General features: G+C 39.0%; 11 protein-coding genes. 9 read left to right on the top strand and 2 right to left on the bottom strand.

What is annotated here, in order from left to right; translation table 11 throughout:
• Positions 1-50: 50 nt before the first annotated feature.
• On the bottom strand, positions 51-1,430 hold the full coding sequence (locus G6O73_RS06515; RefSeq protein ID WP_057885420.1) for a sugar porter family MFS transporter: 1,380 nt from the start codon (positions 1,428-1,430) through the stop codon (positions 51-53).
• Positions 1,431-1,806: 376 nt separating this feature from the next.
• Here G6O73_RS06515 and aroD point away from each other — a divergent pair, with 376 nt between their 5' ends.
• The 6 genes from aroD to G6O73_RS06485 all read left to right on the top strand — a co-directional run bounded on the left by aroD (position 1,807) and on the right by G6O73_RS06485 (position 8,741).
• Complete coding sequence (gene aroD / locus G6O73_RS06510; protein ID WP_057885421.1) at positions 1,807-2,553, top strand: type I 3-dehydroquinate dehydratase; 747 nt, start codon at positions 1,807-1,809, stop codon at positions 2,551-2,553.
• Between the two features lie 411 nt (positions 2,554-2,964).
• Positions 2,965-4,983, top strand: coding sequence for a transketolase (tkt, locus tag G6O73_RS06505; RefSeq protein WP_057885422.1), 2,019 nt, complete (start codon positions 2,965-2,967; stop codon positions 4,981-4,983).
• A gap of 15 nt (positions 4,984-4,998) precedes the next feature.
• Entirely contained in the window at positions 4,999-5,871 is an 873-nt protein-coding gene (aroE, locus tag G6O73_RS06500) for a shikimate dehydrogenase (protein WP_235805061.1), read from the top strand.
• On the top strand, positions 5,868-6,839 hold the full coding sequence (gene aroF / locus G6O73_RS06495) for a 3-deoxy-7-phosphoheptulonate synthase (protein WP_057885424.1): 972 nt from the start codon (positions 5,868-5,870) through the stop codon (positions 6,837-6,839). The genes aroE and aroF overlap by 4 nt, the downstream gene beginning before the upstream one ends.
• A 16-nt stretch (positions 6,840-6,855) precedes the next feature.
• Entirely contained in the window at positions 6,856-7,968 is a 1,113-nt protein-coding gene (aroB, locus tag G6O73_RS06490) for a 3-dehydroquinate synthase (RefSeq protein ID WP_057885425.1), read from the top strand.
• Positions 7,969-8,090: 122 nt separating this feature from the next.
• Positions 8,091-8,741: an HAD family hydrolase gene (locus G6O73_RS06485; protein ID WP_057885426.1), complete on the top strand. Its 651-nt coding sequence runs from the start codon at positions 8,091-8,093 to the stop codon at positions 8,739-8,741.
• 17 nt (positions 8,742-8,758) lie between these two features.
• On the opposite strand, the gene G6O73_RS06480 is transcribed toward G6O73_RS06485, so the two are convergent.
• Positions 8,759-9,610, bottom strand: a complete 852-nt coding sequence (locus tag G6O73_RS06480) for a DUF72 domain-containing protein (protein WP_057885427.1) — start codon at positions 9,608-9,610, stop codon at positions 8,759-8,761.
• A gap of 239 nt (positions 9,611-9,849) precedes the next feature.
• Between G6O73_RS06480 and G6O73_RS06475 the strand changes: the two genes are divergently transcribed.
• The 3 genes from G6O73_RS06475 to G6O73_RS06465 all read left to right on the top strand — a co-directional run bounded on the left by G6O73_RS06475 (position 9,850) and on the right by G6O73_RS06465 (position 13,790).
• Positions 9,850-11,031 (top strand): MFS transporter, encoded by a 1,182-nt coding sequence (locus tag G6O73_RS06475; protein WP_057885428.1) that lies wholly within the window; start codon positions 9,850-9,852, stop codon positions 11,029-11,031.
• An 85-nt stretch (positions 11,032-11,116) separates the two neighbouring features.
• The gene (locus tag G6O73_RS06470) at positions 11,117-12,319 is read left to right on the top strand and encodes an NAD(P)/FAD-dependent oxidoreductase (protein WP_057885429.1); all 1,203 of its coding nucleotides are present in this window, start codon (positions 11,117-11,119) and stop codon (positions 12,317-12,319) included.
• A gap of 340 nt (positions 12,320-12,659) precedes the next feature.
• Entirely contained in the window at positions 12,660-13,790 is a 1,131-nt protein-coding gene (locus tag G6O73_RS06465; protein ID WP_057885639.1) for a vitamin B12 independent methionine synthase, read from the top strand.
• The last annotated feature ends 138 nt before the right edge of the window (positions 13,791-13,928 follow it).

Genomic DNA, 13,928 nt, shown 5'->3' with positions numbered 1-13,928 from the left:
AGCAGGAAATCACAAGCGCTTGATTTCCTGCTTTACATGACAAAGCATCTTTATTTGATCGTAGATCCGTCTATTTTTTGGTAGGCGGATTTTATCTTTGAACCTTTAACGAAAATGATTGCTAGAACAATACTTAAACAGTTGGTTGCAGCGAAAACAAAGAAAACTAAGGTCACTCCCAAGCTAGCAATTAATTGTGGGTAAATCAGACTGATAATAAAGTTAGTAATCCAAGTTGTAGCTGTTGCCACAGACATAAATTGCGCTTTAACTTTTGTTGGAAACATTTCTGCTAATATTAACCAAGTAACCGGGCTGACAATTCCTTGATGATTAGCCAAAAATAAGGTCAGATTAATTAAAACTAAAATGTTAGTAACACTCTGTGAAAAAACGTCAACTCTCATGGTTAGTCCCAACAAAGTTAAAAAAACCGCATTTCCAATCAAACCGATAACTAAAATACGATGATGATCAGTATTTTCAATCATTCGAGTTCCAAAGATACTCGCAATAACTGAGACAAAACCAATCAAAATATTTGCGTATAAGGAGCCGCCTTGACCCATACCAACTCTTTCTAACAGAATTGTCCCATAATACATAACGGTATTAATTCCTGAAATTTGTTGAATTAAAGCCACTATAATTCCTGTTGCCAATAAATATGTTAGGTGTTGGTTTTGCAGAACTTTGCGCCAATTGAAGGTGGCATGTTGCTGACTTTTATGGTCATCTTGATTGAAGACTAGATCTTCAGCATTTTTAAAGCCTAATTCTTGAAATAACTTTTTGGCACCTTTGAAGCGTTTTTGCAACAATAACCATTGAGGACTGCCACCGATATGAAATGAATTAATCCATAAAACAATTGATGGAATGGCTGCTGACACAATCATTACTCGCCAAATTGGCCCCCAAGTTCCCCAGAGATTGCCCAAAATGGCGTTAACAATAAAAGCACATAATTGACCCAAAACGATAAAAATAGCATTTTTGTTAATATTGGCGGCTCGTAAATTTTCTGGCGAAATTTCAGCTAAGTACATTGGAGACAAGCTTGAAGCAGCCCCGACAGCAATTCCTAAAATAAAACGAAAAATCGACATGCTCCAAAAATCCATTGCAAAAGTACACAAGAATGTCGCTACAGTAAAGACAATTGCGATAATTCGCAATGTTTTCCGACGGCCGATTTTATCGGCTACACGACCACAACCTAAAGCACCCAAACAAGCACCGATAACTAAAGAACTTGAAACAATTCCTTGCGAAGCCGGTGTTAAATCAAGTTGATCAGCTTTACTCATAAAAGCCAAAGCACCATTTATAACTCCCGTATCATAACCAAATAAAAAACCACCCAAGGAAATAATATAGACACAATAATTTAGAAAATTAAAATGATCATTAGCTCTTTCACTCTTCATATTTTATAAATTCCTCCCTTATGTCGATTGGGCTGATTTTTGTTTAAAATAAAAAACCGTTTTGCAACGGTAGAAATAACTAGTGTGGTGTTCGAAAGAGTAATTAATAAACCTAAGTAGTTACTCAATCGAATTTATTCACAGTAGTTATCTTAAGCAAAAGTCGGCTGTCACAACCACTTCAATTATAGAGCAAGTTAAAGCTGAATGCATTGTTTTTGCTGTTTAACTGTTAATAAAGGAATATTAAAATAATCATTTTTTAAAAATTCAATGATTAAAGGAATTACCTTCCCTAAAATTCAAAGGTAGCATATTTTGAAAGCAAGGATTATCATATGAATAACAAAATTCAATGATAATAGGCAGGTAATTTATGAAAACAGTTAGAATAGGTAAGCTGACTTTAGGTAATGGTTGTCCAAAAATAGCAGTGTCATTGACTGGGAAATCTGCGACCGAATTACTACAGCAAGCTCAAGCTGTTATGAAGACTCAACCGGATCTTGTCGAGTGGCGCTTAGATTATCTTCAAGACTTAAGTAGCATTAAGCAATTAGCTGGCAAATTACGTTTGATTTTAAAAGTACCTTTACTATTAACTTTTCGGACACAAGAAGAGGGTGGGGTACAGGCTTTGGGTGAAAAACAGTATTTTGGTTTGCTACGGAAAATAATCGATCAACAGCTGGCTGATGCATTGGATATTGAGGCTGCTCGTAATCATCAGCAAGTGGAAACGCTTGTTCAAGTAGCCCACCAGCATAAATTGCCAGTTATTTTAAGTTATCATGATTTCCAACAGACGCCAACGACAGCCCAAATACTAAATCATTTGAAATTAATGAATGAAATGCAGGCTGATCTGGCAAAAATTGCAGTTATGCCACATACAGCGTATGATGTTTTGGAACTTTTAACAGCTACGCGTAAAGCTGCTGATCAACTGCCATTACCTGTGATTACTATGGCAATGGGAAGCTTAGGAAAGATCACTCGATTAAGTGGTGAATTGTTTGGTTCGGTACTGACTTTTGGTTCTGTAGGTACAAGTTCAGCTCCAGGACAAATTTCGGTAGCGCGATTGCGGACAATTTTAGCAGAATTACAGTTGCAGTTATAATTAAATTAACAAAACTTAAATTTCTAAAAAAACAGTTGACATTTGATAATTTTGAAGTTAGAATCACATTATTAAATATCAGCTTTAACTCATTATATTGTTATTAATCTAAGGAGAATGCCATAATGAACTTACAAAAATTAATTACTGATAATGCACGATTTTATTATTACTGGTTTATCAAGTAATGTCCGCGTCACATTTGATGCGGGCATTACATTCCCGCATCGGATGTGACCAGTAATTTTTGTATGAAATTATGGAGTCGCACGATGCAAACAGCACTGTGCGGCTTTTCTCATTTGGAGGGGTTACCCTTTTTTAGGGTACGTCTAAATGCTAAAAGACTTTTGCAGTGTTGACTGCAAAAGTCTTTTTTGTTGTTAAGAACCAAAGAATGGAGGGGTATTGATGAAGGTAACAAAAGCAGATCAATTAGCTGTAAATAATTTACGAATGCTGAGTGTTGAGATGATTGAACAGGCAGGTTCTGGTCATCCGGGATTACCATTAGGCGCTGCACCGATGATGTGGTGTCTTTGGAGTCGTCATTTACGAATTAATAGTCACGATCCGCAATGGTTTAACCGCGATCGCTTTGTTTTATCCGCGGGTCATGGTTCGGCTTTGCTGTACAGTATGCTGCATTTAGCCGGTTTTGATTTAACCATTGATGATTTGAAACATTTTCGCCAATTCGGTAGTCGAACACCGGGACATCCTGAGTATGGCGAAGTTCCAGGAGTTGAAGCGACAACTGGTCCACTTGGTCAAGGGCTAGGAATGGCCGTTGGAATGGCTTTGACTGAACGCTTTTTAGCAGCTAAGTACAACCAATCTGGGAAAAAGCTGATTGATCATTACACCTATGCTTTAGTGGGTGATGGTGATTTGATGGAAGGTGTTTCACATGAAGTTGCAAGCTTTGCTGGCCGGCAGCAGTTGCAAAAATTGATTGTTTTGTATGATTCGAACGATGTATCGCTTGATGGTCCAACTTCTCGTTCATTTAAAACTGATGTTTGCCAACGCTTTGCTAGTTATGGTTGGAATACACAAATGGTAGCGGATGGAAATGATTTAGCTGCAATTGATCAGGCTTTGACGGCAGCAAAACAAACAGCAGCTCCTTCTTTGATTGAAGTACGAACGACTATTGGCTATGGCGCTCCAAATGCTGGAACTAATCAAGTTCATGGCCAGCCATTGGGAAAAACCGGGTTAGCAGTTTTGCGGGAAAATTTAGCTTGGAATGCTCCAGCCTTTACTGTTTTGCCCGAAGTTGCCCAAATCGCTCAGCAATTAGTACGTAATCGGGGGCAGAATGCAGCCAAACAGTGGCATCAACAAGTTGCCGAATTAGCTCTAGTTGATTCAGCGGCATTAGCGGACTTCAAACAATTGCTGACAGGACAAACTGAAATCAAAGTTACCTTACCACGTTACGAGAGTGGTGCCGAATCAGGCCGTGATACTAGCCATCAAGTAATTCAAGCTCTTGCCCAACAAAATCCTAACTTAGTGGGTGGGTCAGCTGATTTGGCCACTTCTAATCGAACAACGATTGAGAATAGTTCGTTGATGACACCGGAAAAACCAACTGGACGCAATTTAGCTTTTGGAGTTCGTGAATTTGGTGAAGGAACAATTTTAAACGGCATGGCGCTACATGGGGGAGTGCAAGTTTTCGGTGCAACATTCTTAGTTTTTTCAGATTACTTGCGTCCAGTTATTCGATTGGCAGCCTTACAGAGACTGCCGGTGACTTTCATTTTTACGCACGATTCTTTGGCAGTTGGAGAAGATGGACCAACTCATCAACCAATTGAACAATTGATGAGCCTGCGCCAAATTCCGGGAGTTGAAGTATTCCGACCAGCTGATCCTAATGAAGTTATGGCTGCTTGGAATCAAGCTGTCAGTGTAGTTGATCATCCAACGATTCTAATTTTAAGTCGGCAACAACTAGCCGTTTTACCAAACACTAATTTGACTGCTGAACGTGGAGTTGATCATGGTGGCTATGTAATTGCATCACAAAAGGGAGTAGAGCCAACTGGAATTCTTTTAGCAACCGGTTCAGAAGTTGCTTTAGCATTGCAGGTTCAAAAACGATTATTGGAATTAGGACAAGATGTTAGTGTAGTTTCCCTGCCATCAATGGAACGGTTTTCTCGTCAATCAGTTAAGTATCAAGCAAAAGTTTTACCACCACAGATTCGGCGGCGGGTAGCAATTGAATTAGGAACGCCGCAGGGCTGGGAAAAATATGTCGGCTTAGACGGAAAAATTGTCGGCGTGACGAATTTTGGTGTCAGCGGAGCAATGGAGGACTTATTACCAGCAGCTGGTTTTAGCGTTGATCGAATTGTTCAAATCTATCAGCAGATACGGCCTGAAAATGAAGAATCGTTGTCGGTAATTGGCTGAACGGAGGAATTGAATTTGGATGGAAATACACAGCTTTACGCGTTTTTAGCCCACCCAGCGCATCATAGTCTTTCGCCTTTAATGTATAATTTGAGCTTTCGAGCGCAGCAGTTAAATGCTTGCTATTTAGCATTTGATGTTTTGCCGACTGATTTTTCGCAGGCAATCATCGGTTTAAGAGCAATAGATTTTGCAGGTGCTAATTTCTCATTGCCTTTCAAACAGACTGTGCTCAAATATCTTGATGAATTAACACCACGAGCGCAACGAATTCAGGCGGTTAATACGCTCAGAAATGATCAGGGACACTTGGTTGGAGATAGTACTGATGGTGCAGGATTATTTGCCGATTTACAAGAAAAGCATCAACTCCTAGCAGGTCAAACAATTATGATTTTAGGAGCTGGTGGTGCAGGTCGGGCGATTATTGCAGCAGCAGACTATCATATAAAACGGGTTTTTGTCGCCAAACGTCCAAACCAAACTTATGCCGATTTAGCTACTTGGCTTAAGCAATTATCTGCACTAAGTCCGACAGAATATTGTTTGGTCAGTTATTCGGATATGACCTCTTTAACAGCAGCGTTAAGAGCTAGTTCAATTGTAATCAATGCTACAAATCAAGGAATGGATGACCAGCAATTGCCATTGCCGTTAGTGGTATTACAACATTTACGCCCCCAACAATTTGTCTATGATTTAATTTATCAACCATTGATGACACCTTTTTTGCTATATGCTCAGCGAGTTGGCTGCCAATTTTGCAATGGAACTGGGATGTTATTGTGGCAAGGGGCACTGGCGTTTAAGTTTTGGACAGGTCAGTCAATGCCAATAGATTTGGTTAGAAAAAGTTTAGCAACCGAAATTAGGAGGAGAACAAAATGATTATTATTTTAAAAAAGGAAATTTCTGAAAATATTGCTCGGATTAAAAAAATATTTGCCAATAAAAAGCAAGTTCTGGTTCATCAAAATCGGGTAGCAGTTGTTGGTGCAACTGCTACTGAGCTCCCACGGGAGATTCAAGTTGCTGCCGAGCAAATTATTGAAAAAACACCAGCAGCCATTCAGTCAAGTCGTTTATTCCATCCAGAAGATATTGTAATTAAGACACCTCATGCTCACATCAGTTCTGATAGTTTAACAATTATGGCGGGTCCTTGTTCAGTTGAAAATCGTGATCATATTTTCAAAATGGCTGCTGTCGCTAAAAAAGGTGGAGCAACAGTTTTACGTGGTGGTGCTTTTAAGCCTCGTACTTCACCATATTCTTTTCAAGGATTAGGTGAAGAGGGGTTGAAATATTTGCGGGCAGCGGCTGATCAAAATGGAATGGATGTGATTACTGAAGTCATGGATGATGAACATGTTCCATTGGTGGCTGAATACACTGACATTTTTCAAATTGGGGCGCGTAACATGCAGAATTTTTCATTATTAAAAGAAGTTGGTAAAACAAAGATACCTGTAGCTTTGAAACGTGGCATGTCAGCAACGATTGATGATTTGTTAAATGCTGCTGAGTACATTGCAGCGGGTGGCAATCAGCAAATCATGTTGATTGAACGAGGAATTCGAACCTTTGATAGCAAATATACGCGCAACACTTTTGATGTGGCAGCCATTCCTGTCTTACAGCAATTGACACCTTACCCAATAATTGCTGATCCAAGTCATGCAGTTGGACGCTGGGACTTGGTAACACCGATGGCAGCCGCTGGAATTGGATTGATTGTGGAAATTCATGATGACCCAGAACATGCATTTTCTGATGGGCCACAGGCACTTAAACCAGCTACCTACTTAGCAATGACTCGACAAGCTCAAGCAATTCATCAATTAATGGCTGAATGAAAGCAGGCTTTTAAAAATGGAAAAGACGATTATTGTTAATGCAAAATCAAAAACTTATAATATCGAGATCATTGATCATGGCCTGAAAAAATTACGGGAAAAAGTGCAAACAGTTTGGTCACCACGGAAGGTTGCTGTGATTACTGATGAAAATGTTGGCCCCTTATATGCTGATCAAGTTCAGCAACAATTAAATGCTGGAGGTTTTGTTGTTGAAGTACTAACGATTCCAGCTGGTGAGTCCAGTAAATCTTGGATGAATTTAGAAAAAATCATCCAGCAGTTGGCAGAAAAACATTTCAGTCGGCAGGATGGTATTTTGGCTTTGGGTGGCGGGGTCGTTGGTGATCTAGCTGGACTAGCAGCTTCAATTTATTTGCGTGGAATTGCTTTAATTCAGTTACCAACTTCTTTACTTGCTCAAGTTGACAGTTCAGTCGGTGGCAAAACAGCAATTGACTTAGCTGCTGGTAAAAATTTAGTTGGTACTTTTTATCAACCAGATTTAGTTTTAATTGATCCGACCGTTTTATTAACCCTCAAATCGCGCTGCTTAGTAGAAGGGTATGGTGAAATTGTTAAATGTGCAGCCTTAGTAGGTGGAGACTTCTGGCAGTTAACTGGTCAGATCAAGAGTCCTCAAGCAATTATGCGTAATGCAAATGCTTTAATTGAAGCTAGTGTTCGTTTTAAAGCCCAAATTGTTGCTGCAGATGAAACTGAAACGCGGCGGCGACAGCTGCTTAATCTAGGGCACACACTCGGCCATGCAGTGGAACAAGCTGCGGGTGGAAGGCTATTTCATGGTGAAGCGGTTGCCATCGGCCTTTATCAATTAAGTCGACTATTTGAACAAAAAAAATTAACTGCTGTTGGTGTAACAGAACAAATTTCAACGCGGTTGCAGGCAGTTGGGTTGCCGCTAAGTGATGATGAATTAGGCACGACGGATTTTTATCGAGCTTTAAAACATGATAAGAAAATTAAACAGCAGCAACTAACGATGATTTATTTAAAGAAAATTGGCCAGCCTGAATTTTATTGTTATCCAATAAAACAAATAATTGGCTGGCTGCAACAAGAATTGTCGCAGAAAAAAGTTAAATTAAAGTCTAAAAACGGCGGTTAAACAAGTCATTAAACCGATGTTTTTGTTTGGAAAAAGAGTGATTTTTGCAGAAGTTGGCAATCTTGCCTAAATATGTATAGAATGTACTATAAATAAATCAGAAAATTATTATGGAGAAATTAATGACTTATCAATATATTCTATTCGATTTAGATGGCACCTTGACAGATTCGAGCGAGGGTATTACTAAATCAGTTGCTTATGCACTGCAGTCTTGTGGTATAAAAGTTGCCGATTTACATGAACTGGACAAATTTATTGGACCGCCTTTAATTGATTCGTTTCAGCAATTTTACGGGATGAATCAAGAACAGGCTCAAAAAGCAGTTTCCAAATACCGTGAGCGGTTCAGTCAGACAGGAATTTTTGAAAATCGAGTTTATCCCGGAATTCCAGAATTATTAACTAATTTAAAACAACAAGGTAAGCATCTCTTGGTTGCAACTTCTAAACCAACTGTTTTTGCTGAAAAAATTTTAGATCATTTTGAATTGCGCCAGTATTTCGATTTTGTCGCCGGCAGTGGGCTTCAAGGGGAGCGACCGAATAAAGCAGCTGTTATCAGTTATGCATTAGAGCAACAAAAAATCGCCTTGTTGCGACAAGTAATTATGGTGGGTGATCGCCAGTATGATATGGTTGCTGCTCATCAGTTAGGGATTGATTCTTTAGGAGTTTTGTATGGCTTTGGTTCGCAAGTAGAACTGCAAGCAGCAGGAGCAAATTATTTAGCACCAAATGTTACCGCGGCACAAAAGTTTTTAGTACTTTAAACCATTTTTTGCGTATTTTAAAATAGGCCCAGTTGTTCAGGAGATTTGGGATTTAAACCGCTAAAATGCAGCCCAAGCATTTTTTGCAGTTGTAAAGCATTAGGGGCGGCATCTCGCGCCGAATTATTGTTAAAAATAATGCAGATTTCTTGAACTTGATGGGTGAATTGTTCGACTTGCTGTTTTAAATCAGTTAATTCCATTGCACTATAACGATAAAGTGTTCTTTGTTTACGCCAGTCCTTGCCTCTAGCTTGCCACCCTAATTGATTACGGCCATGAAGCCGCCAAAACATCAATTCGGGTGTGGTCACTGCCGGGTAGAGAGGAATCGAAGTTGGTAATCCAGTTGGTTCATCGACAACTGCTAGTGTATACCGCTGTTCGCGGCAAAACTTGATTAAAGAGGTGGTATTTTGGCCTTGATACCAGCTGCGATGACGTAATTCTAAAGTTAACGGCAAATCTGGCAGCATTTGGCGGAAAAATTTTAAGTAGGCAACGTTTCGGGTTGTTGCCTCGAAAAATGGTGGAAATTGGCACAAGATGGTTTTTAACTGTCCAGCTTGCTGCAAAGGAGCTAATATGGCTGCAAAAAGTTTGAAACGTTCTTTTAGTTGATTTCCGGTTAAAATTTCACCGGGATGTCCAGTTAATGCTTGATTAGCTTTAACTATGAATTGAAATTTGGCGGGAACTTGTTGCTGCCAACCAGTGATTATTTGAGGTCGTGGAATCCCATAAAAAAAAGTGTCGACTTCAACTGTGGGAAAATGTTCGGCATATTCAGCGAGAGTTACTGATTGGCGTTGCTGATTAATTAGCGCCGGGTGTTCACTCCAAGTTGTCAATCCTAAAGTAATCATCATTCAATCTCCTTTCAAGTGATAATTTTACCATTCATCAAATTGCAGGCAACAAAAAAAGATTGTTAACAGATAAAAAACATGTTAATTTTAGAGTAACTTTAATTTTTAAGGATTGGAGTGAGGAGCATGCAGGCTTGGATTACGCTGCAGCACAGCATTATCACAATTTTAGCACTTCAGTAAAATACCAAAAATTTGCCGGGTCATTTTGAAATACTCGGCTTTACTGGAGTGTAGACATGAAAATTGAATATCAAAAAAACGTTATTTGCAGCTATTCTTATAGTTTTTGGTCCTTTTTTGGCATTACGAGTCTTTGGGTAATTTATTTACAGCAGCAAGGTTTGTCGTTAGTTGAAATTGGACTTTGTGAAAGTATTTTTCATCTAGCTAGTTTTTTGTTTGAGTTGCCTAGTGGTGTTTTAGCGGATCGCTTTTCCTATAAATCAGTTTTGATAGCTGGGCGGATTATGGCGATTACTTCAGCTGCTATTATGTTAATTGGCGGCAGTTTTTGGGTGTATGCCGGTGGCTTTGTTCTAAGTGCTTTTTCTTACAATCTGCAGTCAGGCACCCTGGAAGCATTGATTTATGATTCGCTTTTAGAACGGCAGCAAAACGAATTTTATCCGCAGATTGCGGCCCATTTGAACATGATTTTTGAATTTGCTGATACTAGTGGAGTAGTTTTGACGGGATTATTAGTGCATTGGCATTTTGGTTTAACTTATGTTATCGAAATTTTGATTAGCTGTTTAGCTCTCTTTTCAGTATTACTTGTTAGAGAACCAACGTTGCTTTCAAAGTTGCCTAAAAAACAGCCAGCAGCCGTTTCAACCAGTCAAATTCTGCTAGCCAGTTGGAAAGTTCTGCAGCAACAACCGCAGTTACGTAATCTGATGATTTTTCAAGCCTTGTTTGATGCAATTTGTACCAGTTATTATTTCTATTTTCAAACATTAATGGAAAATAAGAATTTTACTGGTTGGCTGATTTCAGCAGTATTGGTGCTAGCAGCGGTAATTAATATTTTTGCAATGCAGTTTGCACCGCATATTAAAGCAAAATTTGCCGTTTCGACCTTAATGATTTGGTTGGCCGCTAGTTTATTAATTTTGGTGACTTGTTGGTTCAATCAATTGCCGATTTTATTAGGCATCTTTTTACTGGTACAAGCCTTAAGTTCAATCAGTGAGCCAATTTTTAGCAGCTATTACAATGAAACAATCCCTTCAAAACAACGGGCAACTTTACTCAGTGTTGCGAGTGTTTTCTTTTCGCTCAGTATGGTTGTTATTTTTCCGTTGCTCGGCTGGTTAATTGAAAAGATGAGTTTTGCTGCAGCTTTTGGCAGTTTAGGTGGCTTGCTTTTACTGTTATTAGGTGGAATTTGGATCCGTAATCAGATTGTTGTTGACTAAAATCAAGCAAACTTTTTTAAATTTACCACTACCTAATCTATAATTAAAGTAAATAACTCTAGTTAAGAAAAGGCAGGTAAAGTGAATGACAGCAATTCAGCATTTTAATTATTTATTGATCGGCGGAGGAATGGCAGCTGACCAAGCAGCGGCTGGAATTCGTTCGGTAGACGCTAAAGGCTCAATTGGAATTTTGTCAGCGGATGTTGATGCTCCCTATGCACGACCGGCATTAAGCAAAAAGCTCTGGGTTGATGATGATTTTCATGATGAAGATATTGATTTGCAAACAGCCAAAAAGCAGCAAGCACAATTGTTCTTAAAAACAATAGTTACTGGAATTGATCCATTAGCTCATCAGGTTAAAACCGCTAATGGACAAGCTTTTAGTTACGAGAAACTTTTACTGGCTACGGGTGCGCAAGCTCGTCAATTAACAGGAGCAACTAGTGAACGAGTGATTGCACTGCGATCAAAAGCAGACTACTTAAAAATTCGGGCCTTCAGTGGTCAACAACAAACGGTAATTGTGGTTGGTGACGGTTTTATTGGTAGTGAGATTGCTGCCGGTTTAGCTCAGTCGAACACTCAGGTAATTTACGTGGTTGCTGGTCAACAATTATTTGAACGAAAGTTGCCAACTGCTTTGTGTCAAGAATTAGAGCAGAAGTACCGTGCTGCCGGAGTAAAGTTTTATTACCAAAAAAAAGCCGCTGGGTATCAAGTAGAAGCTAATCAAGTTGAGTTACTGCTTGATGACGGTACCAAGTTATTAGGTGATGGTTTAGTCCTTGGTTTGGGCGCCGAAGTTAACTATCAATTAGCTCAACAAGCAGGGTTATTGATGGATCAAAACGGAGTCGTCGTTAATCAGCAGCTGCAAACTTCAGCAACTGATGTCTGGGCAGCAGGAGATATTATCTCGTATCCTGACGTGATTTTAGGTCAAACTAAATCAGAGCACGTTAAACATGCAATTCAATCTGGTTATGTTGCAGGTCAAAATATGGCTGGAAAGGTAACAGATTACACTTATACACCATATTTTTATAGCTGGATTTTTGATATTTCTTGGGAAGCATTGGGAATGCTTGATACTCGTTTACAAATGTATCAAGAAAAATTAACTAAGGGTCAGCTAATTTATTACTTTGATGACCATCAGCAGCTCCAAGGAATTTTATCTTGGAATGCAGCTGTTGATTTAGATCATTTACGTAATCTTTTTCGTCAACATCCAAGTTTAAGTACATTGCAACAAGTACTACCTTTAAAGCAGATAAAATAATTTCTTAGTTGACAGCTTTCAGTTGCCGCCCTATAATGAACAGAAATATCATCAGCAAAGCTGAATTGAGTAGATTTGAATTGTTGTTAAGAGAGTTACGGTTGGCTGAAAAGTAACCAACAATTATTTCGAAGATGGTTTCAGCGCTGATAAGTGCCGAATAATTAAGTGCTTATGGCAGCATCCATTATCATGCTGAGTATTAATCATACTTTTAGAGTGCAGTAATGTGAGTTATTGCAAAATTATAGGTGGTAAAGCGAGTAATATCGCCCTTGTCCTCATGGAAATCATGGGAGCAGGGGCTTTTATTTTGCGCAAAATGAAGGGAGAAATTGAAATGACAACACAAAATTCAACCAAGGTCGGACCATTTCGTTATGATATCGTAGGGAGCTTTTTACGGACAACAGGTTTAAAAGATGCCCTCGCCCAAAAACGCAATGGAGAATTATCAGCAACAGAATTTTTAAAGATCCAGCACGCGGAAATAAAAAAATTGGTAGCTGCTGAGGTTAAGCATGGTTTAGCAGATGTTACTGACGGAGAATTTAGTCGCAGTTGGTGGCACTTAGACTTTTTATGGGGCTTAGGTGGCGTTGCTCATTATGATTATCAAAAAAGCTACAAATTCAAAGGAGCCAAAACACGGACGGATAATGCCGAGCTGGATGGTCAAGTTGCTTATAATCCAGAACATCCCTTTTTCGCTGCATTTTCTTACCTAAAATCAATCACACCGGCTGGAATTGTACCTAAACAGACGATTCCATCACCAACGATGCTATTTCGCGATAATCGCTCAGATAACTGGCCCAAGTATTATCAGCAGCGGACAGATTATCTGCATGATTTAGCTAAGGCTTATCATTTAACAATTCAACATTTCTACGATTTGGGTGCGCGTTATCTTCAAATAGATGATACAACTTGGGCTTTTCTGATTAGTAAGTTAAATGAAACTAAAGATCAACCCGTCGAACAGCAAAAATATGTAACGTTGGCTCAAGAATCAGTGGCGGTAATTAATGAAATGTTAACAGGTTTGCCGGCTGACTTAACCGTTACGACACATATTTGTCGTGGTAATTTTCGCTCGACGTTCTTGTTTGCCGGTGGTTATCAGGCGGTAGCACCATACTTAGCACAGTTAAATTACGATGGCTTCTTCTTAGAATATGATAGTGAACGTTCGGGAGACTTTGCTCCGCTAAAAACAATTTTCAACAATCGAACTGAAAAACGGATTGTTTTGGGTTTGCTTACTTCTAAGGAGGGTGAACTGGAAGATCCAGCAGAGATTCGTCAGCGTTTGCTTGAAGCAAGTCAATTTGTTCCGTTAGAAAATTTAGCACTTTCAACTCAATGTGGCTTTGCATCAACCGAAGAAGGTAATTTACTGACCGATGAACAGCAATGGTCAAAAATTGAACTAGTGAAAAAAATTGCTCAACAAGTTTGGCAAGATTAATTTGTTGGCTTTGTCACATAGCTTTTTAAAATTAAGTTAAACTCAGAAAAAGTTGTTTTTTGTAAGTAAAAACAGCTTTTTTTGTTTGTTGTCAATCAATCGAGCTAAGTCAGTATACAAAACTAAGAAATAAGTTAT

Source organism: Liquorilactobacillus nagelii DSM 13675 (genome assembly GCF_019444005.1).
GTDB lineage: Bacteria > Bacillota > Bacilli > Lactobacillales > Lactobacillaceae > Liquorilactobacillus > Liquorilactobacillus nagelii.
Note: the sequence above shows the minus strand (reverse complement) of the source record. Positions and strands in the feature narration are given on the sequence as shown.

Excerpts from the sequence above, each read along its gene's own strand:
- G6O73_RS06515 (WP_057885420.1), bottom strand. The coding sequence starts at position 1,430 with ATGAAGAGTGAAAGAGCTAATGATCATTTTAATTTTCTAAATTATTGT.
- aroD (WP_057885421.1), top strand. The coding sequence starts at position 1,807 with ATGAAAACAGTTAGAATAGGTAAGCTGACTTTAGGTAATGGTTGTCCA.
- tkt (WP_057885422.1), top strand. The coding sequence starts at position 2,965 with ATGAAGGTAACAAAAGCAGATCAATTAGCTGTAAATAATTTACGAATG.
- aroF (WP_057885424.1), top strand. The coding sequence starts at position 5,868 with ATGATTATTATTTTAAAAAAGGAAATTTCTGAAAATATTGCTCGGATT.
- aroB (WP_057885425.1), top strand. The coding sequence starts at position 6,856 with ATGGAAAAGACGATTATTGTTAATGCAAAATCAAAAACTTATAATATC.
- G6O73_RS06485 (WP_057885426.1), top strand. The coding sequence starts at position 8,091 with ATGACTTATCAATATATTCTATTCGATTTAGATGGCACCTTGACAGAT.
- G6O73_RS06480 (WP_057885427.1), bottom strand. The coding sequence starts at position 9,610 with ATGATGATTACTTTAGGATTGACAACTTGGAGTGAACACCCGGCGCTA.
- G6O73_RS06475 (WP_057885428.1), top strand. The coding sequence starts at position 9,850 with ATGAAAATTGAATATCAAAAAAACGTTATTTGCAGCTATTCTTATAGT.
- G6O73_RS06470 (WP_057885429.1), top strand. The coding sequence starts at position 11,117 with ATGACAGCAATTCAGCATTTTAATTATTTATTGATCGGCGGAGGAATG.
- G6O73_RS06465 (WP_057885639.1), top strand. The coding sequence starts at position 12,660 with ATGACAACACAAAATTCAACCAAGGTCGGACCATTTCGTTATGATATC.